Origin of the sequence: Trichococcus flocculiformis (genome assembly GCF_900113645.1) — a bacterium.
GTDB lineage: Bacteria > Bacillota > Bacilli > Lactobacillales > Aerococcaceae > Trichococcus > Trichococcus flocculiformis.
Genome location: NZ_FOQC01000003.1, coordinates 95,699 through 116,268, shown reverse-complemented (window position 1 = coordinate 116,268; position 20,570 = coordinate 95,699). Strand labels below are relative to the sequence as shown.

The window sequence follows — 20,570 nt, the reverse complement described above, 5'->3', positions numbered from 1 at the left end:
AACGTAAGAGGGATAAATACTTTCATAAGCCTTGCCGCTTTATGTTATAATGTAGGCAATGAGCAGTGAAAAAAATCCCCAAAAAGAGGAGTGTAGCTTGTTTGACCGATAAAGTGAATAAAACAGAGAAAATTGAAGTGACGGACGCATCCGTCTTGCCTCAATTATTTGGATCGCAGGATAAGCATCTGAGGATGCTGGAAGATGCTCTGCATGTGACCATTACAAGCCGCGGCATGAAAATTGAAATCAGTGGTGAAGAGCCAGCTGTCGACAGAGCTCGCTCCCTGATTAAGCAACTATTGGAACTGTCAGCGCGCGGCATCCCTATTTCACAAACAGATATCGTCACAGCTATAAAAATGTCGGAACGCGGAAGCCTTGACTTCTTCATTAACCTTTACGAAGAGGAAATAGGCAGATCATACGCAGGCAAGCCTATCCGGGCAAAAAATTTCGGCCAAAGTCAATATGTGCAAGCCGTCAAGAATAAAGATGTTGTTTTCGGAATAGGTCCTGCCGGGACCGGGAAAACGTTCTTGGCCGTAGTGATGGCTGTTGAGGCTCTGAAGAACGGTAAAGTAAAAAAAATCATCCTGACACGTCCAGCTGTTGAAGCTGGTGAAAATCTGGGATTTTTACCCGGAGATCTGAAGGAAAAAGTTGACCCGTATCTGCGTCCGGTCTATGATGCGCTTTATGCAATCTACGGCGTTGAGCACACCACACGTTTGATGGACAGGGGAGTCATCGAAATTGCGCCGCTAGCTTATATGCGTGGACGGACGCTGGAAGATGCCTTCATCATCCTTGATGAGGCTCAGAATACGACCGTCGCACAGATGAAGATGTTCCTGACGCGGCTCGGGTTCGGTTCAAAAATGATCGTCAACGGTGACAAGACCCAAATCGATTTGCCGAAAGGGGCGCTGTCAGGATTGATTGATGCCGAGAAGAAACTTAAGGGCATCCCGGATATCGCTTTTGTCACCTTTGATACCTATGATGTCGTGCGGCATCCGGTCGTTGCGAACATCATCAAAGCATATGATGTCAAAGAGGAAACAAAACACAACATAGAAAAGTGAGCGATTATATGGAAATAGATATTTTTGATGAAACCGAATCTGTACAAAAAGAGCACACGGAGTTGGTCCATTCCCTGATTTCCTTTGCGGGGGAGTATTTGAAGTTGGCACCGGATACCGAATTGTCGATCACGTTTGTGGACAACAATCGTATCCAGGAGATCAATCGAGAATACCGCAACAAAGATCAAGCGACGGACGTCATCAGCTTTGCGCTGAATGATGACATGGATGATGACTTCCCAATCAATATGGAAAGCATATCCGGATTGTTCCCCACCAACATTGGCGATATCATCATTTCAACCGAAAAGACCCTTGAACAAGCGGAGTCCTATGGTCACAGTTTCGAAAGAGAACTGGGTTTCCTTGCTTTGCATGGTTTCCTGCATTTGAATGGTTATGATCACATGACGGAGGAAGACGAAAAGGAAATGTTTGGTCTTCAGAAAGAGATATTGGATGCTTATGGACTTAAAAGAGACGAGTAAGGAAAAAATGGGGAAAGTTGGCAAGAATCCAAATTTTTTCGCTTCAGTTAGGCATGCTTTGGATGGCATCGGCATTATCCTCAAAGAAGAAAAGAATATGCGCAGCCATGCCTTGTTGGGCTTGATACCGCTTCTGTTGGCATGGATTTTCGAATCGAGCACAACGGAATGGATCGTGATCATCTTCTGCATATTTTTGGTCATCATCATGGAATTTTTGAATACAATATTTGAAAATGTGGTCGATTTGGTTACGGATTACGAATATCATCCTCTGGCAAAGAAAGCAAAAGATATCGCTGCCGGAGCGGTCTTGGTTACAGTACTCTTTACCATTGTTATTGCAGCTATCATTTTTTTGCCCGAGTTTGTGGAATTATATTATAAGTTAATTTGAGGAGTTTTGTATGAATAAAAAAGAAGGTTTCAAATCTGGGTTCGTCTCCATCATCGGGAGACCGAACGTAGGAAAATCCACCCTACTGAACCGTATTGTCGGTCAAAAGGTCGCTATCATGAGCGATGTCCCGCAAACTACACGGAACAAAATCCAAGGAGTAGTCACTTCGGATGATTCCCAAATTGTGTTCATCGACACTCCCGGAATCCACAAACCGCAGACGCGTTTGAACGATTTTATGCTGAAGAGCGCATACAGTACGTTCAATGAAGTGGACCTGGTTCTCTTTATGGTGAATGCGGCAGAAAAAAGAGGAGCGGGCGATAATTTTATCCTTGAGAAACTCAAAAATCTGCGCACGCCGAAATTCTTGGTCATCAACAAAATCGATCAGGTCAAGCCGGAGGAATTGCTTAAAATTATTATGGACTATACGTCAGACAATGAATTTAATGAAGTGATTCCGATTTCCGCCATTCAAGGGAACAATGTCGATGAAATGATGGTCACCATCAAAAAATACATGCCGGAAGGACCGCAATTCTATCCGGACGATCAAGTGACGGATCATCCGGAATACTTCGTCGTGTCCGAATTCATCCGCGAAAAGATCCTGCAGTTGACCAAAGAAGAAGTGCCGCATTCCGTGGCAGTCGTCGTGGAATCGATGTTGCGCAATGAAGATGATAAAGTGCACGTACACGCAACCATCATCGTCGATCGCACTAGCCAGAAAGGCATCATCATCGGCAAAGGCGGGAAAATGTTGAAAGAAATCGGTGTCCGTGCACGCCGCGATATCGAAGCGATGCTTGGTGATAAGATCTACCTCGAACTTTGGGTGAAAGTCCAAAAAGATTGGCGCGACAAACAGAGTTATCTGCAGGACTACGGTTACCGCCAAAAAGATTACGATTGATCAGCTCGTGCGCTAAAGATACTCGTATAGCAATCAGAAAGAGTTTGGGAGGTTGCCTTCCGGGCTCTTCTGTTTTTGAAAGGATGCGACATGGAGACATATCAGCAATTTGATGGCATCGTCTTATCGATCCGAAAACACAGGGAAAAGGATGCATTGGTAAAAATATTTACGCGTGAACATGGAAAACGGATGTTTTTTGTAAAGAACATCAAAAATCCGAACCATTCCCTGAAAGCAGCACTCCTGCCATTCACAAAAGCGACTTATCTTGGCCGCATCAAAGATGACGGACTCAGCTTCCTGCAGGATAGTCGCGATATCTCCCATTTTTCCAACATGCAAACGGACATCCACCTGAATGCCTATGCGACTTATTTGAACAACCTGGCTGATGCGGCCATTAATGATGCCATCAAGGCAGCCGACCTCTACGATCTGCTCGAGGAATCTCTGGTCGCCATGCAGAACAGGATGGATGCGGAAGTCATAGTGAACATTTTCGAGATGCGGGTATTGAAATATTTCGGAGCAGCTCCGCAACTGCAGGAATGCGTTGTCTGTCACAGCAAACAGGAACCATTCGATTTTTCGGTCAAATATTCCGGAGCGCTATGCCAGAAACATTACGGTGAGGATCCCAGAAGATCACATGCAAGCCCTGCGGCTGTCCATTTTACCCGTATTTTCCAATTGGTAACGCCCAAGCAAGTCGGGAACATAAAAATAAAACCGGAGACAAAACAGGCGCTCAGAGCCTTCATCGACGAATTATATGAAGAATATGTCGGGATCCGCCTGAAAAGCAAGAGCTTCATCGATCAGATGTACGCTTGGGAGACAAAGGTTGAAATCCCGTTCCGTTCCGCTACCGAACCGGAGCCAAACAAGCCGAACGAAAGCGTACAGTCCGATCCAAGTAATTCTTGACAATCTGCATAAACAAGGCTAATATTGAGAATAACTAAATACTGGACGTTGAAGATAAAAGTACCTCTGGTCAGTACCGAAAAGCGAATTTGGGATAGTGTGAGCCAAAGCGGGAAACTATTGCGGAAAGGCGTATCCGAGTCCTGTAACGAAGTGCCGGCATCAGCCGGAATTAGGGTGGAACCGCGAAAATATTCGTCCCTATGTTTCAAGGAAACTTGATGCATAGGGATTTTTTTTATGTATTATTTCAAGTGGAGGAGAATTATGATGGAAAACAAATTAACTGTGCAAAAAATGATTCAAGCGCTACAAAATTTTTGGGCAGATCAAGGTTGCCTATTGATGCAGTCCTATGATACGGAGAAGGGTGCCGGAACAATGAGCCCGTACACTTTCTTGCGCGCAATCGGACCAGAACCATGGAATGCCGCTTACGTGGAGCCTTCACGTCGTCCTGCTGACGGCCGTTATGGTGAGAATCCCAACCGCCTGTACCAGCATCACCAATTCCAGGTGGTCATGAAGCCATCACCGGATAATATCCAGGAACTCTATCTGGAAAGTCTGAAGGTGCTGGGCATCGATCCGATCGAACACGATATCCGCTTTGTAGAGGACAACTGGGAAAACCCTTCATTGGGTTGCGCAGGCTTGGGCTGGGAAGTCTGGTTGGACGGGATGGAAGTAACCCAGTTCACCTATTTCCAGCAAGTGGGCGGTTTGGAATGCAGCCCTGTCACGAGCGAAATCACTTATGGGCTGGAGCGCTTGGCTTCTTATATCCAGGATGTGAACAGTGTCTACGATCTTGAATGGACAGAGGGCGTGAAATATGGCGAAATCTTCGGCCAGCCGGAATATGAACATTCCAAATATTCGTTTGAGGAGAGCAACGTTGATTTATTGTTCCAACTGTTCGATTCGTTTGAAGCAGAAGCGACAAAACAGATCGAAAACGGTCTTGTGCATCCGGCGTATGACTATGTCCTGAAGAGTTCGCATGCCTTTAATCTGTTGGATGCAAGAGGGGTCATTTCTGCTACAGACCGCGCAGGTTATCTCGCGCGGATCCGCAATATGGCACGCCAATTGGCGAAAGCTTTTGTCCAAAAGAGAAAAGAATTGGGTTTCCCTTTGCTTTCGGATGATCAAAAAGAACTTGCCCTGAAGGAGGACTAAATTGATGAGTCAAACTGTATTATTAGAAATCGGACTGGAAGAAATGCCTGCGAAATATGTGCGCAGCAGCAGTATCCAACTGAAAGAAAAGATGACTGCTTTTTTGGAAGATAACCGCATCAGCTTTGATGCAATCGAAATGTATGCAACACCGAGACGATTGGCGGTCATCGCCAGCGGAGTGAGTGATAAACAGGCGGATTTGGCTGAAATCGTCAAAGGACCCGCAAAAAAAATCGCTTTGCAGGCGGACGGCAGCTGGTCAAAAGCTGCACTAGGTTTTGTCCGTGGGCAAGGATTGACGCCTGAAGATATCTTCTTTGATGAACTGAATGGTGTAGAGTATGTGTTCGTCAAGAAGGAAACGAGCGGACAAGCTTCCTCAGAAGTCCTGAAGGAATTGAACACAGTTGTTGAGTCGATGACTTTCCCTGTTTCGATGCACTGGGGCAACCATCACTTCAAATACATCCGACCGATCCATTGGATTGCGGCCCTTGCTGACGATGAAATCATCCCATTCCAAGTTTTGGATGTCGTTTCAGGCCGGACCACGCGCGGACATCGTTTCTTGGGCAAAGAAGTGATGCTTGCGCATGCAAGTGAGTACGCAGAAAAATTAGCGGAACAACACGTCATCGCCGACCAGGACAAAAGAAAAAACATGATCCGTGCCCAATTCCAGCAGATTGAATCTGAAAACGGCTGGATCATCCCTAACGATGAAACCTTGTTGGAAGAAGTTACATCATTGGTCGAATACCCGACTGCCTTTTTTGGGGAATACGACAGCAAATATTTGACGTTGCCGGCAGATGTATTGATCACATCGATGAAGGACCACCAACGCTATTTCGAAGTGAAGGATAAATCCGGGAAACTGTTGCCGTACTTCATATCCGTACGCAACGGGAATGGCGCATTCATCGATAACGTTAAGAAAGGAAATGAAAAGGTCCTGACAGCACGACTTGAGGATGGCTTATTCTTCTTCAACGAAGATCAACGCATCACTATTGCGCAGTCGGTCGAAAAATTAAAAAAAGTCACATTCCATTCGAAAATCGGGTCCATTCATGATAAGATGGACAACACAGCTAAAATTGCTGCTCACCTTGCTGATTTGCTTGATTTGGCAGAGGATGACAAAACGCAATTGTTACGTGCGGCTTCCATCTATAAATTTGATTTGGTAACCAATATGGTTTCCGAATTTACGGAATTGCAAGGGATCATGGGTGAAGTCTATGCGCTACAACAAGGCGAAACCGCAGCAGTAGCGACCGCAATCCGCGAACACTATCTCCCTGTGTCCAGTGAAGGTGCATTGCCGGAGACCCAAGTCGGAGCAGTTTTGGCGATGGCGGACAAATTGGACAGCATCATCAGCTTCTTCTTGCAAGGAATGGTTCCGACGGGATCGAATGATCCTTATGCTTTGCGCCGTCAAATGATCGGGGTCATTCAGATCATCGAAAAATACCAATGGTCGTTTTCATTGGAAGAGTTGCTCTCCAGCTTGTTGGTAGAGGTGTATGCGGTTGAAGATACAGAATCGTTCTCCAAAACAATGAATGAACTTGCTGTTTTTGCAAAAGCCCGTATCCAACAGAAACTTCAAAACTACGGCATCCGATATGATATAGTGGAAGCTGTGTTGCAATCCGGAGAACAAGATGTCAACATTTTGTTTGCAAACGCAAAAGTATTGCAGGCGCACAGTGAAGAGGCATCGTTCAAGGCGATTATGGAAGCTCTTGCGCGTGTCGTAAACATTTCCGGGAATCCTGATGAATCGATTCCTGTTCAGAAAGATCTGCTTGAAACAGCCAGCGAAAAGAATCTGTACGTACAGATTAACCATCTCGATTTGGCTCTTTCACACGGCGATCCGGAAGCGGATTATGCGGCCTTGGCTGCGATTGCGCCATACATTGAAGCTTATTTCGATGAAAACATGGTAATGGTCGAGGATATTGCGATCCGCAGTAACCGTTTGAACACGCTCGGAAACCTGACGTTGAGCATTATGCAGTTTGCTGATGTCAGAAAATTGATCCTTAAATAGTGAAGTGATGGAGGCGGGGCTAACATTGTTTACTCCCGACTCCATCATTTTGTTTTTCGCCGAGCGCTGGAAGGATCAATACCTCCCATACTGTATTTTCTTTTCGTTTTTTGGTTAATATGGTAAATTAAGAGGGAAGAATGAGCAGTTCAGAAAAAAGAAGCGCAAATTATTTGTTAAAGATAACGGTCCAACTTTTTGTCTGCGGAAGCGCATTTGGAAATGTTGGGCCAATCGAATCATTTTGTTCGGCATATAGAGTGCCGAACAGTTTTCCAAGGGGGAAAAAAGATGTCAATGTTTTTAGATCATGCAAAAGTGCATGTAAAAGCCGGTAAAGGCGGCGATGGTATGGTAGCTTTCCGTCGCGAAAAGTATGTTCCCGATGGGGGGCCTGCAGGTGGCGACGGCGGTCGTGGGGGAAGCATCATTTTCGAAGTGGATCCAGGCCTGCGCACGTTGTTGGATTTCCGTTATAACCGCAATTTCAGGGGCAAGCCCGGTGAAAACGGCATGAGTAAGAGTATGTTCGGCCGTGGAGCAAAAGACACGATAGTCAGGGTGCCGCCGGGTACGATTGTGCGCAATGCGGAAACAAAAGAACTCATCGCTGATCTGACTGAAGCTGGCCAACAGGCTGTAGTCGCAAGAGGTGGACGTGGCGGACGCGGGAATAACCGTTTTGCCACTGCGAGAAACCCTGCACCCGAAATCGCCGAAAATGGTGAACCCGGGCAAGAGCTGGAGTTGGAGCTTGAGCTGAAAGTCATCGCGGACGTCGGTTTAGTGGGCTTCCCGTCAGTCGGTAAATCGACATTGCTGTCGATTGTGTCAAAAGCGAAACCAAAAATCGCAGCTTATCACTTCACTACGCTCGTGCCCAATTTAGGTATGGTACAAACCCGCAGTGGAGAAGAGTTTGTCATGGCCGATTTACCTGGATTGATCGAGGGCGCATCCCAAGGCGTAGGTCTGGGGATCCAATTTTTGCGCCACATCGAGCGCACAAGAGTCATTCTGCATGTCATTGATATGGGCGGCACGGAAGGCAGAGATCCTTTCGATGACTATGAAAAAATCAATAAGGAATTGGAAAGTTACCAATTGCGTTTGCTGGAAAGACCGACAGTCATCGTAGCCAACAAAATGGACGTGGCGGAGGCGGAAGAAAATCTTGAAGTCTTCAAACAGAAAATCGCCGAAAAATTCGGCGAAGACGAAGCGCCAAGAATTTTCCCGATTTCAGCTTGGTCAACGACCGGCGTAGCCGAATTGTTGGACTACACTGCAGAAGTTCTGAAAGAAACGCCGGAGTTCCCATTATTCGACGAAGAAGAAGTCGAATCATCCGTCCTTTACAAATTCGAAGAAAATCAAGAACAATTCACTATCGGACGCGATCCTGATTCCACATGGGTTTTGGGTGGCGAAAGACTGGAAAAATTATTCAACATGACCAATTTTGCTCATGACGAAAGCATCATGCGTTTCGCGCGTCAACTGCGCCAAATGGGTGTGGATGAAAAACTGAGGGCCAAGGGAGCGAAAGACGGCGACATGGTCCGCATCATGACTTACCATTTTGAGTTCGTCGATTAAAAAGTAACATCAGTATCAATAAATGGGGGATAATTATCGTGACAGTACAAAAACGTTCCGTTCCATTGGATGGGATGCGGGCGATTGCGATTATTGCCATCATTTTCTATCATTTGATGCCTCATGTTTTGCCCGGCGGCTACTTAGCAGTTAACATTTTTTTCATCCTGACCGGATTTTTCGTTACAGCGTCGGTGATCAAAGAATACAGCGAAAAGGGCAAACTGGCTTACAAGAGCTATTTGTCCAGAAGGTTCCACAAGCTTTTCTTTCCGTTGCTATCGATGATGATAGTAGTGACCGCATATATCACTTTGTTCCAAAGAGGACTCTTACTGAATTTACGGCCATGGATCCTTTCTTCATTAGGGATGTTCAATAACTGGTGGCAAATTTCTGTTGGAGCTTCTTATTTTGAACAATTCTATGTGCAGTCACCGTTCATGCATCTCTGGTTCCTTTCGATCATAAGCCAATTCTATATCATCTGGCCACTGGTTGTGTTGTTGCTGTTGGCGTTGTACAAAGATAAACGGATAATCCTCTACACAGCGGTCTTACTTTCTTTGTTTTCTGCTCTTGCGATGGGGATGTTGTACGTACCTGGAGAGGACGCTTCACGCGTTTATTACGGGACGGATACGCGTTTATTTTCGTTTATGATCGGCAGCGCGCTTTCAGTTGTCTGGCCGTTGGAGAGGCTGGACGAACCGGTGCCGAAGCAGATTGGTCGAAGATTGACGCTCGCTGGATTATTGAGCTACGCTGTTCTCGGCGTCATGTTCAGCAGCATGTTGGATAGTCAGGCATTCACTTACAGAGGCGGGATGTTCCTCAACAGTGTCATGATCGGCATTGCGGTTGTCTTAACAGCACATCCGGCAAATTTCATTTCAAAAATACTGCGGTTCAAGCCGTTTCAGTGGATCGGCAGGCGGAGTTTCCTTCTGTATCTGTGGTACTATCCGGTCGTTTCCCTTTATCAAGCAAAAGTAGTTGATACAAGCGTTGATCCCGGTCGCCATGTTTTGATCCAACTGGTACTCATCCTCTGTCTTTCCGAAATAGGTTACCAACTATTCGAAAAAGAGCGGCGGAAAATACCGTTTGGGCCGTCTTGGCGTCTTGGGGATACTTTTTCCAAAAGAAAACTTTCAGGATCCCTCGGTTTCACCGGGCATTTTCCGGAAAAAATCTTTGCAACCGGCAGTGTTTGCCTGCTGCTGATTGCACTGACTGGTTTGGTCCAGGCAAAATCCGGCGAAAATGCCGATGTGCAGGAATTGCGAGAGCAGATCGCAGCCAGCCAGAGTAAGATGGAAGAAATCAATCGTGATGCTTCCGCCCGCAGCAGGGCCATCAACAATATTGAAGGGCTGGAACGAGAGGTAGTTTTATTTGCCCATGATGCTGATATTACCTTCATAGGCGACTCTGTGTTGCTCTCGGTTTCGGATCAGCTGGTTACTGTTTTTGGTCGGGCAGTTGTCGAAGGTGCAGTCAGCAGACAGCTTTACCAAACTACTGAGGTGATTGCTGATTTAAAAAAACGGGAGCAATTACATGATACGGTTGTTGTCTTTCTTGGTTCCAACGGGACTTTCACCCGTACGCAAATGGAAAGCTTCATAGAGGAAATCGGGACATCCAAGGATTTGTTTTTTCTCACCACGAATGTTCCGAGAATCTGGAAGGACAGCGTGAATGAGCAATTGGAACTTGCCGAAAGCACGCATTCCAATGTCCATCTTCTGGATTGGAATGCCTACAGCAGCGGGCATGGCGATTGGCTTCTGGAGGACCAAGTCCATCCGAATCCGACTGGCGCGCAACAATTAGCCCTTTTTGTGGCAGAGCAAATCTATCAAGAATTAAATGATGAAAATGGGAGCAATTGATTATGAAAATTCAATTTTTAGGCACAGGAGCAGGTGTTCCTTCCACCAGCAGAAATCTTTCCAGTATAGCATTGAAGCTGTTGGATGAACGCAATGCCATCTGGCTTTTTGACTGCGGGGAGGGTACACAGCAGCGTGTACTCAAAACAACTATCCGACCCAGGAAAGTGGAAAAAATCTTCATCACCCATCTGCATGGAGATCATATATTCGGACTGCCTGGCTTTTTGAGCAGTCGGGCTTTTCAAGGCGGCAATACTCCCTTGAACATCTATGGCCCTGTCGGAATAAAGGAATTTGTGTTGACCAGTCTGCGTATATCCCAGTCGCACTTGCGCTATCCGATCTTTTTCCACGAAATAACGGAAGATGGCGTTGTGTTTGAAGATGAGCAATTTCGCGTCAGTTGTGCAAAGCTGAATCATGGTATCATTTCGTATGGATACCGTGTTGAAGAAGCAGACTATCCAGGAGAATTGCAGGCCGATAAACTCAAAGAGATGGATGTTCCCGCAGGACCGCTCTATGGAAAACTCAAGAACGGCGAGACTGTTGTTTTGCCTGACGGAAGAACCATCAACGGACTGGACTTTATTGGAAAAACAACTAAAGGACGCGTCGTAACGATTTTAGGCGACACAAGAAGAACGAAAAATACAGTCGTTTTAGCCAGAGATGCCGATGTGTTGGTTCATGAGAGTACCTTTGGGAAAGAAGACCAAGCGATAGCTTCTGATTATTTCCACTCAACGTGCATCGATGCCGCTAATGTAGCAAAAGAAGCAAACGTAAAGCAACTTTATTTGACCCACATCAGTGCGCGTTACTTGAACGGCAATGCGCATCAGCTGCAGCGGGATGCCCGTAAAGTCTTTCAGAATACAAAACTTGTCAATGACTATGACGAGTTCGACATTGCTCTGATGAAATGATTGCCGGAACCCTTGAGAACATACTCACTATTGTTCTCAAGGGTTGTAAGTTGACGATGCATCGGCAAAAAGATGATAATAAGAGTGTGTAAACATCAAAATGAGTGGGGCGATTATAATGAAAAATCAATGGAGATTAGTAGCAGGTATTATTTTGATCATCATCATTGTGTTGTTTGCCGTTTTTAACGTTGATTCTGTGCCGGTCAATTTTGGGTTCGCCGTCTTGGATGGACCTCTGATCATCGTCATTCTTGTTTCACTTCTGATGGGCTCGCTCATCACTTTATTGGTTGCGACAGGGAGTGCGACGAAGAAGAACAAAGAGTTCAAACAGATGCGTGCCGAAGTCGACGCAAAAAGCAAAGAGATCCAAACAGCCGTAGATACTGCAAAAGCCGGATACGAACAGCAACTGAGCGATCTGCGGATGCAGTTATCCCAGAAAGACAGCAAAATCAATTCGCTTGAAGAAGAGTTGATAAAAAAGCTGACTGTTGGTAACCCGGATCAACCGAGCAAAATTTGATAAAAACAGAGCTGGAGATTCATTTGATGGCTACTTCAGGTTAGAAAGAAAAGACTAGAACGGGTTTAGCTTCTAGTCTTTTTTCGGTTAAGGGGGCTGCAGTGCTTCTATATAGTTTACAAAGTAAGGAGTCGGTAAATTGTTATCGTCAAAGATGAATTGGAAAATACGCAAATCAGAAATTGATGCATCTATAAGCCTGGGAATCAGTCAGGCTACGGGCTTATCAGAAAAGTTCGTCCTACTGTGCATGCAGCGCGGACTTGAAACAAAGGAACAAATCACAGCATTCGTCGAAGGGACCCAAATGGAATTCCATGATCCATATTTGCTGCACGATATGGATAAAGCCGTCCATCGTTTGACTGAAGCTATTGAATCAGGGGAAGAAATCGTTGTTTATGGTGATTACGATGCGGATGGCATCACAAGTACTTGCATACTCGTGGAAACCATTGAAGTGTTGGGAGGCAATGTCGGTTATTATTTGCCGAATCGCTTCACGGATGGTTACGGCCCAAATGCCGCCGCATTCAAAAAACTGATCGAAAACGGGGCGCAACTGATCCTGACTTGCGATAACGGAGTTTCCGGTCACGAACCAATAGCGATGGCAAAAAAAATGGGGGTAGACGTCATTGTTTCCGATCACCATGAATTGCCGGCTGTCTTACCTGATGCATATGCTGTCATCCACCCGAAACATCCTGCCGGGTCCTATCCTTTCCCGGATCTTTCCGGAGCTGGCGTCGCCCTAAAAATCGCGGCGGCCCTTCTGGGGGAAATGCCCTTTGAATCACTTGACCTGGCTGCTATCGGCACTGTTGCGGACCTTGTTAGTTTGACAGGCGAAAATCGCTGGATCGTGAAACAAGGACTACAAGTCATGAAACAAGCGCATCGGCTCGGGCTGGCTGCATTGATGGAAGCCGCTGGAATAGATACGGCTGTTTTGGACGAAGAGAGCATCGGTTTCATCATCGGACCACGTTTGAATGCAGTCGGTCGATTGGAAGATGCGGGTCCGGGTGCTGAATTGATGCTGTCATTCGACGAAGAAAAAATTGCTGAATTGGTTGCCTATATTCAGGAAAAAAACGTCGAGAGACAAAGCATAGTTCAGTCCATCCATGAAGAAGCCCGTATCCAATTGGCGAAGAATGAAAATTTGCCGGACGTTGTTGTGTTAGGCAACAAGAATTGGCATCAGGGCGTTCTCGGAATCGTGGCAAGCAAATTGGTCGAGGAATTTGGACGGCCAACCGTATTATTTAATATCGACGAAAAAACCGGTATCGCGAAAGGGTCAGCCCGCAGCACCGAGGCGTTGGACATTTATGCTGCATTGGCAGATGCAAAGGATTCGCTTACGAAGTTCGGTGGGCACAAAATGGCAGCAGGCATGAGTCTTCCTGCTGCTGATTTAGCCGCTTTCTCTGAAAAGATCAACAACTATGCTGCTCGCTATCATGATGCAATCGTGCTGGGCGAATCCATTTATATAGACGCCATCTTGCCGCTTGCTGACGTCACCTTGCCGTTTTTGAAGGAATTGGAGTTGCTGAAACCATATGGTACCGACAATCCGAAGCCGATATTCGGCTTCCAAAATGTACCTTTGACAGACATCAGACAAATCGGTGCCGACAACAAGCATCTAAAGTTCAAGCTCAAGGATAAGGAGCTCTTTCTGGATGTGATCGGCTTCAATAAGGGGAGCATCAGCAATCATTTGAATGAGGCGGATGTCGTTTCCCTAATCGGCGAGCTTTCAATTAATGTTTGGCGGGACAGCGCGAAGCCTCAACTGCAGTTGAGGGACATTAAAAATAAACATGTTCAGTTTTTTGACAAAAGGAGTTCGGTCATCCAAGAATCGGTATTGGCTGTGGAAGATGCCTTGTATCTATTTTCGACTTCCAACATCATGAAACAATTTTATGAGCGTATTCCAAGCAGTTCGAATGCGGCCTTGCTCAAAGACAATACAGTGGATGCCTTGCAGGCCGTCAGCGCCAAGAATCTCGTGCTCTTCGAATGTCCTTTGAAGCTGAACCTTTTGGCGAATCTCCTGAAGAGTAATCAGTTCGAAAATGTGTATGTCGTCTCTCATGAATCGAATGGCGTATACGCAGATGGCGTTCCTCCTAAAGACCAGTTTGCAAAATTTTACCAGTATATCCGTTCGCATAAGGATATCGACGTGAGAAATCGATTAGATGCTTTGGCAGAATATTTAAAAATCAAGAAAAATCTTGCCATTTTCATGATTCAAGTGTTTTTGGAGGCGGGATTTGTTACAATAGACAATGGTTTCATCAATGAGGTCAAGAATCCCGTCAAAAGGGCTTTGGCTGATACACAAGTATACAAAGATCGCCTGCAGAAAATGGAAGCTGAAAAAATATTCATCTACAGCCCGTTTTCGCAACTGACAAAATGGTTGAATGAACAGATGATGGTTCAATAATTAGGAGGAACATAAAAATGGATTTAAAAAAATATATTGCTGACGTAAAAGATTTTCCGGAACAAGGCATCATTTTCCGCGATATTTCCCCTTTGATGGCAAATGGCGAAGCCTATCGTTATTCAATCAAGGAAATCGTGAAATATGCTCAAGACTTGAATGTTGATAAAGTAGTCGGACCTGAAGCGCGTGGCTTCATGGTCGGTTGCCCTGTGGCTGTGGAATTAGGCTGCGGATTCGCGATGGCCCGCAAAAAAGGCAAATTGCCCCGCGAAACAGTAGAAGTATCCTACGGGCTGGAATACGGGAAAGCGACATTGCAACTGCATCAAGACGCCATCTTGCCTGGCGATAAAGTGCTGGTCTGTGATGATTTGTTGGCTACTGGCGGCACTACAGCCGCGACTATAGAATTGGTTGAAAAATTAGGCGGAGAAGTTGTGGGCTTGGCGTTCTTGATCGAGTTGCTGGATTTAAAGGGCAGAGATCTGATCCAAGGGTATGACATCTTCACGCTGATGGAATACTAAGAGAAGCAATCCTAAATAAGCATAGACACGCAAAAAGGCTGCCGGTTGGCAGCCTTTTTGCGTCAGTCGGAGGACTGTTCTTTAAATGATGTGGTTCCGATACAGGCCGACTACTTTACCCAGGATGAGGACAGAATCCAGGATGATCGGATCCATGCTCGAATTTTCAGGTTGCAGACGATAGTAGTTATTTTCTTTGTAGAAACGTTTGCAGGTCGCTTCATCATCGTCCGTCATGGCTATGACGATATCTCCGTTTTCAGCCGTGTTCTGTTTTCTGACAATGACGGAGTCACCATCGAAGATGCCGGCATCGATCATGCTTTCTCCGCGGATTTTCAACATGAATAAAGATCCCGCATTGGATTGTAGATCCGGGGGAACCGGGAAATAGTCGGTTGCTTCTTCTACGGCAAGTATGGGCGCTCCGGCTGTGACAGTACCCAACAACGGCATTTTATCTGATAGGATCCCCAATTTGTCCAGACCTGCTTGGGTCAATTCTATCGCACGGGGTTTTGTAGGATCCCGCTGGATAAAACCATTTTTTTCAAGACGCGACAGATGGCCATGAACCGTAGATGTAGATGACAGTTTTACCGCATTTCCGATTTCCCTTACGGTCGGCGGGTAGCCCTTTTCCTGGACTTCTTCATAAATGTATTGAAGCACTTCAATTTGGCGTGAATCTTTATTTTTAACCATGAGATCATCATCTCCGTAATCCTATATTTATATCGTTTAGGATACCATTAATCCCCCAAAAAATCAAACAGATGTTCGCATGTTCTTTGAAAATTATGTAAGAATATGCCTAGTATTGCCACAAATCCAGCAAATGTTGAAGCGTTTTCCAAAAATCGCTAAATTTATCCGTGATTGCTATTTCTTTTTCTCATAATCTTTAGTACAATTAATGAATGAATGCTTTGGAAAGGGGGATGAATACGTGTCAACAACAGCATGGGTAATGATGGTTATTTTAGGAATAGTAATAGGCGCGGTTGGCGGATTTTTCCTTGCAAGACGTTATATGGTAAAATATTTTGAAGAAAATCCACCGATCAATGAAGAAATGTTGCGTTCTATGATGATGCAGATGGGTCAAAAACCATCCGAAAGAAAAGTTAAACAAATTATGGCTTCGATGAAAGCACAATCAACAAAGAAAAAGAAATAGACTAATGAAATAATATACAAAATGTGGATCTTTACGGTTCCACATTTTTATTTTGTCTGAATAAACGCAAGAAAGGGGAAATATCCGTGAGTATTTTCAAAAAATTGAGTTGGTTTTTTCGTCAGGAATGGAAAGCCTATTTTGTGGGCGTCTTTTTCCTGATCATTGTGGCTATACTTCAGGTTGTATCGCCGCGCATCGTCGGAATCATCATCGATGAAATTGCACTTGGCACGTTAACGATGGCTTCTTTGTGGAAGTGGACAGCGATCATATTGATAGCGGGCGTGCTGCAGTACCTCTTCCGTTATATTTGGCGGATGAAGATTTGGGGAACTTCAGCAGAACTGGAAAAGATACTTCGGTCAAGATTGTTCAAGCATTTCACCGAAATGGATGCTGTCTTCTTCCAAAAGTACAGGACAGGCGATCTGATGGCGCATGCGACGAATGATTTGAATGCCATCCGCATGGTCGCTGGCGCAGGTATCCTGACATTGGCAGATTCAATTTCTTCAGGCGGGATCACGCTCTTTACGATGTTCTTTTTGATCGATTGGCGTTTGACGCTCATTGCTATGATTCCATTGCCGGCTTTGACGTTGGTGTCACGAATCCTCGGACAAAAGATGCATAAACGATTCCGCAAAGCACAGGCCGCTTTCTCGAGTTTGAATGACAAAACGCAAGAGAGCGTATCCGGCGTCAAAGTCATCAAAACTTTTGGTGAAGAAGAAGAGGATATTCGTGATTTCGAAGCAATGACAAAAGATGTCGTTGCAAAAAATAAATCTGTCTATCTGGTTGATGCCTTATTTGATCCAGCTATCCAACTTATTTTAGGACTTTCATTTGCGCTGACAATCATATTCGGAGGTCGCTTTGTCGTGGAAGGCAGCATCAGTATCGGTCAGTTGGTTTCGTTCATCAGTTACATCGGAATGATGGCGTGGCCAATGTTGGCAGTGGGCAGACTTTTCAATGTACTTGAGCGAGGCAGTGCCAGTTATAGCAGGATTGATGAGCTTCTGAAGGAAAAATCAACGATCCAGGAGCAGAAAAATGCCATCCGGACTGTGGTTTCAGGCGATTTGGATTTTCAGGTATCCTCATTCAACTATCCAAACAGCAAAGAAATTAGCCTCCATGATGTCACCTTCCATTTAAAGCGGGGGCAAACGTTAGGGATTGTCGGCAGAACTGGATCGGGCAAAAGTACGATTTTCCGTCTGCTGTTGCGTGAGTATGACCAATATACAGGCAGCATCAACTACAATGGGATCGATATTCGCGATTATTCATTGGATGCATTGCTGAGCGGAATCGGTTACGTTCCCCAAGACAACTTTCTGTTTTCTTCTGACGTCAGGGAAAATATCCGTTTCGCTGATCCATCCATCAGCCAGCAAAAGGTGGAGGAGGCAGCGCGCTTGACGGCCATTCATCATGATATCCTTGGCTTCCCCGCTGGATACGATACGCTGGTCGGCGAGAGAGGTGTTTCTCTGTCAGGTGGGCAAAAACAACGGATAGCGATTGCGCGAGCCTTAGTCACCGAACCAGAACTGCTTATTTTGGATGATTCTTTATCTGCTGTGGACGCGAAAACCGAAGAAGCAATCTTGACGGGACTCAAGCAACAACGAGCCGACCAGACAACAATCATCGCAGCCCATCGGATCAGCAGTGTGATGCATGCGAATGAAATCATCGTTCTTGATGAAGGACGCATCGTCGAACGCGGGACTCATCATGAGTTAATGGAATTGAACGGGTGGTACCGAAGAATGTATGAAAAACAACAACTCGAAACAAAATTGGAAGGGAAGGATGAAGCATGAGTGGATCAGCATGGTCTAAGACAATCCCATTGAAGGAACAGCTACGGGTAATCAAAAGAATTTTCCGATTTGCCCATCCTTTTCGTTATCAATTTTTCATCGCCTTGCTTTTCAGTATCGCGTTATCGTTGGTGAATGTTGTGGCCCCGCGAATCATCCAAATTTATATGGATGATTATCTGGCTGTGGGCGATGTCACGACCAATATCAGTCTGTTTTTTGCGATGGCCTATCTGGGATCCATACTGCTGAAGATGTTAGTCACTTATCTGCAGCGTTATATATTCAGCATGGCATCCGAACAAACTGTCGAGAATATCCGCAATGCTGTTTTCCGTAAAATCAATCAATTGGGGATGCGTTATTATGATACAACTCCAGCTGGTTCGATTGTGTCTCGCGTTACCAATGACACAGAAACCATCAAAGAATTCTGGAATGTGTTTTTGGCTTTGGCAGAAGGGATTTTCAGCATCATTACCGTGTTCATCGCCATGTGGACATTGGACAAGCAGATTTCCTTGCTCTTCATCGTTTTTGTCCCGATAATGGCAGGTCTGATTTGGTATTATCAAAAATACAGCACACGTGTTTACCGGACGATGCGTGAAAGACTGAGCCAGCTGAATACGAAATTAAATGAATCCATTTCCGGTATGGCAATCATTCAGCAGTTCCGCCAAGAAAAACGTCTGCGCGCAGAATTTGATGCAATCAATGATGATTACAGTAAAGGTCGCGTAGCGATGGTCCAGATGAATGCTTTGATGTTGATGCCGGTCGTCAACCTATTGCAGGCAATTGCTTTGGCGATTGTCCTTTGGTTATTTGGCTACCAGACTTTGAACGGCGTTGTGGAGTTGGGGGTCATCTATGCATTCACTACCTATATCCAAAATTTCTTCCGTCCTATGGGAATGATGATGGACAACCTCAGCGCCCTGCAGGACGGTATCGTCTCCAGTTCCAGGGTCCTGAGTGTATTGGATAACGCCGAATTGGCGCCAAATCAACCCGCAGATTCGGAATTGGAGATCAGTCAGGGCAGAATCGAATTTAAAGATGTATCTTTCTCTTATGACGGGAAACAGGATGTGCTGAAAGGCATCAGCTTTACAGCCAATCCGGGTGAAACGGTAGCGTTGGTCGGGCATACCGGCAGCGGTAAAAGCTCGATCATCAATGTGTTGCTGCGTTTTTACGAATTCGAGAAGGGAGATATTTTGATTGATGGGAAATCGATAAAAGCATATCCAATCGAGGAAATTCGTTCGAAAATAGGTTTGGTCCTTCAAGATTCTTTCCTTTTTTACGGGGATATCTCGCATAATATCCGATTGATGAATAAGGACTACACCGATCGGGAAATAGAGGCTGCGGCTGCGTTTGTGCATGCCGATTCATTCATAGAGTCGCTTCCCGGAGGTTACCACGCAAAAGTGATTGAACGAGGAGCCAGCTATTCAAGCGGCGAGCGTCAATTGATTTCGTTTGCCCGTACGATTTTACGGGATCCAAAAGTGCTCATCCTCGATGAGGCAACAGCCAATATCGACACCGAAACGGAGCTGTTGATCCAAGAAAGCATGCGCAAGATGCGTGAAGGCCGAACAACGATTGCGATCGCACATCGTTTGTCGACCATCAGGGATGCTCACCTGATCCTAGTGCTGGACAAAGGGCGCGTCATCGAAAGAGGCACACATGAAGAACTGATCGCCAAGCGGGGAACCTATTATGACATGTACATGCTCCAGTCAATGAACGATTGACCAAACGAATCGGCAGCAATGCCAAAAAACAGCACCGGAAATTTTCCGGTGCTGTTTTTTTTGAAAGCTGCTGCATACTTGACATCAAATATCAGCTGATTTATTTCGCTACATACACAAAGTTCGGATCGATTTCCTGATCCAACTGACGGAAAGTAGTCCCGAGCAATTCGTCGTAGGCCGCCAATTCTTCTCTGGAGATCCGCTTTTCCTTCGGCAGGTATATGGGCTTGCCGAAGCGGACTGTCGCTTTTTTGCGTTTCAAAATAAGATCTTTGAATGTGAGCGGGCCTTGATAGACAACTGGGAGGATCGGTACATTGGCCAATTTGGCTATGGATGAAGTTCCACCTTTGATTTCGGTGGAATGTCTCGATCCGGTCGGAAAAATCAGCAGATTGGTCTTTCCTTCTTTCAGGATGGAAACAGGCTGTTTCAGTGCACTCGGACCCGGGTTTTCACGATTGACAGGGAACGCGTTCATATGAGTGAGTACCCATGTGATAAATTTCCCCTTGAAAAGCTCTTGCTTCGCCATTGAGGAAAAGATATGCGGGTAAACACCAAAAGCAATAAAAACTGGATCCAGCAGACTTCTGTGGGGTGCTGCAAGGATGAAGACTGTATCCTTTGGAATGTACTCTTTGTTTTGGATTTCGGTCTTGCCGTTCACTATCCAGACCAGAAATCTCACAATGTTAACAACTGCTTTAAAAAACATGACAGGTCTCCTTTTGCTTT

Annotated in this window: 18 protein-coding genes; 16 read left to right on the top strand and 2 right to left on the bottom strand. The window is 45.5% G+C overall.

Annotation, left to right across the window (positions count from 1 at the left end):
- The first annotated feature begins 101 nt into the window (after positions 1-101).
- From BMZ71_RS02450 to BMZ71_RS02390, 13 genes are all read left to right on the top strand, one after another.
- Positions 102-1,088 (top strand): PhoH family protein, encoded by a 987-nt coding sequence (locus BMZ71_RS02450; RefSeq protein WP_245734367.1) that lies wholly within the window; start codon positions 102-104, stop codon positions 1,086-1,088.
- Positions 1,089-1,096: 8 nt separating this feature from the next.
- Complete coding sequence (ybeY, locus tag BMZ71_RS02445; RefSeq protein WP_086988102.1) at positions 1,097-1,579, top strand: rRNA maturation RNase YbeY; 483 nt, start codon at positions 1,097-1,099, stop codon at positions 1,577-1,579.
- Positions 1,551-1,976, top strand: a complete 426-nt coding sequence (locus BMZ71_RS02440) for a diacylglycerol kinase family protein (RefSeq protein ID WP_068559649.1) — start codon at positions 1,551-1,553, stop codon at positions 1,974-1,976. Before ybeY ends, BMZ71_RS02440 begins: the two co-directional genes overlap by 29 nt.
- A gap of 10 nt (positions 1,977-1,986) precedes the next feature.
- The gene (era, locus tag BMZ71_RS02435) at positions 1,987-2,898 is read left to right on the top strand and encodes a GTPase Era (RefSeq protein WP_086988047.1); all 912 of its coding nucleotides are present in this window, start codon (positions 1,987-1,989) and stop codon (positions 2,896-2,898) included.
- Positions 2,899-2,988: 90 nt separating this feature from the next.
- Positions 2,989-3,828, top strand: a complete 840-nt coding sequence (gene recO, locus BMZ71_RS02430) for a DNA repair protein RecO (RefSeq protein WP_086988046.1) — start codon at positions 2,989-2,991, stop codon at positions 3,826-3,828.
- A 270-nt stretch (positions 3,829-4,098) separates the two neighbouring features.
- A complete protein-coding gene (glyQ, locus tag BMZ71_RS02425; RefSeq protein WP_068559829.1) occupies positions 4,099-5,010 on the top strand; it encodes a glycine--tRNA ligase subunit alpha in 912 nt (303 codons plus the stop codon).
- A 4-nt stretch (positions 5,011-5,014) separates the two neighbouring features.
- Positions 5,015-7,078, top strand: a complete 2,064-nt coding sequence (glyS, locus tag BMZ71_RS02420) for a glycine--tRNA ligase subunit beta (protein ID WP_086988045.1) — start codon at positions 5,015-5,017, stop codon at positions 7,076-7,078.
- Positions 7,079-7,369: 291 nt separating this feature from the next.
- Positions 7,370-8,677 carry a GTPase ObgE gene (gene obgE, locus BMZ71_RS02415; RefSeq protein WP_086988044.1) on the top strand — a complete coding sequence of 436 codons (1,308 nt, stop codon included), beginning with the start codon at positions 7,370-7,372 and terminating at the stop codon, positions 8,675-8,677.
- Positions 8,678-8,715: 38 nt separating this feature from the next.
- Entirely contained in the window at positions 8,716-10,575 is a 1,860-nt protein-coding gene (locus BMZ71_RS02410; protein WP_086988043.1) for an acyltransferase family protein, read from the top strand.
- Positions 10,576-10,577: 2 nt separating this feature from the next.
- Complete coding sequence (gene rnz, locus BMZ71_RS02405; RefSeq protein ID WP_086988042.1) at positions 10,578-11,507, top strand: ribonuclease Z; 930 nt, start codon at positions 10,578-10,580, stop codon at positions 11,505-11,507.
- Positions 11,508-11,625: 118 nt separating this feature from the next.
- Positions 11,626-12,036 (top strand): LapA family protein, encoded by a 411-nt coding sequence (locus BMZ71_RS02400; RefSeq protein WP_068559634.1) that lies wholly within the window; start codon positions 11,626-11,628, stop codon positions 12,034-12,036.
- Positions 12,037-12,190: 154 nt separating this feature from the next.
- Entirely contained in the window at positions 12,191-14,506 is a 2,316-nt protein-coding gene (gene recJ, locus BMZ71_RS02395) for a single-stranded-DNA-specific exonuclease RecJ (protein WP_342724173.1), read from the top strand.
- A 17-nt stretch (positions 14,507-14,523) separates the two neighbouring features.
- Positions 14,524-15,036, top strand: coding sequence for an adenine phosphoribosyltransferase (locus BMZ71_RS02390; protein ID WP_068559630.1), 513 nt, complete (start codon positions 14,524-14,526; stop codon positions 15,034-15,036).
- An 81-nt stretch (positions 15,037-15,117) separates the two neighbouring features.
- Here the strand turns inward: BMZ71_RS02390 and lexA are convergent, their stop codons facing one another.
- A complete protein-coding gene (gene lexA, locus BMZ71_RS02385; RefSeq protein WP_068559629.1) occupies positions 15,118-15,741 on the bottom strand; it encodes a transcriptional repressor LexA in 624 nt (207 codons plus the stop codon).
- Positions 15,742-15,985: 244 nt separating this feature from the next.
- Here lexA and BMZ71_RS02380 point away from each other — a divergent pair, with 244 nt between their 5' ends.
- The 3 genes from BMZ71_RS02380 (at position 15,986) to BMZ71_RS02370 (ending at position 19,829) form a co-directional block, all read left to right on the top strand.
- Entirely contained in the window at positions 15,986-16,216 is a 231-nt protein-coding gene (locus BMZ71_RS02380) for a YneF family protein (protein ID WP_068559628.1), read from the top strand.
- An 86-nt stretch (positions 16,217-16,302) separates the two neighbouring features.
- A complete protein-coding gene (locus tag BMZ71_RS02375) occupies positions 16,303-18,057 on the top strand; it encodes an ABC transporter ATP-binding protein (protein ID WP_086988040.1) in 1,755 nt (584 codons plus the stop codon).
- On the top strand, positions 18,054-19,829 hold the full coding sequence (locus tag BMZ71_RS02370) for an ABC transporter ATP-binding protein (protein WP_086988039.1): 1,776 nt from the start codon (positions 18,054-18,056) through the stop codon (positions 19,827-19,829). Before BMZ71_RS02375 ends, BMZ71_RS02370 begins: the two co-directional genes overlap by 4 nt.
- 100 nt (positions 19,830-19,929) lie before the next feature.
- On the opposite strand, the gene BMZ71_RS02365 is transcribed toward BMZ71_RS02370, so the two are convergent.
- Positions 19,930-20,550 carry a lysophospholipid acyltransferase family protein gene (locus BMZ71_RS02365; RefSeq protein WP_086988038.1) on the bottom strand — a complete coding sequence of 207 codons (621 nt, stop codon included), beginning with the start codon at positions 20,548-20,550 and terminating at the stop codon, positions 19,930-19,932.
- Positions 20,551-20,570: the final 20 nt, after the last annotated feature.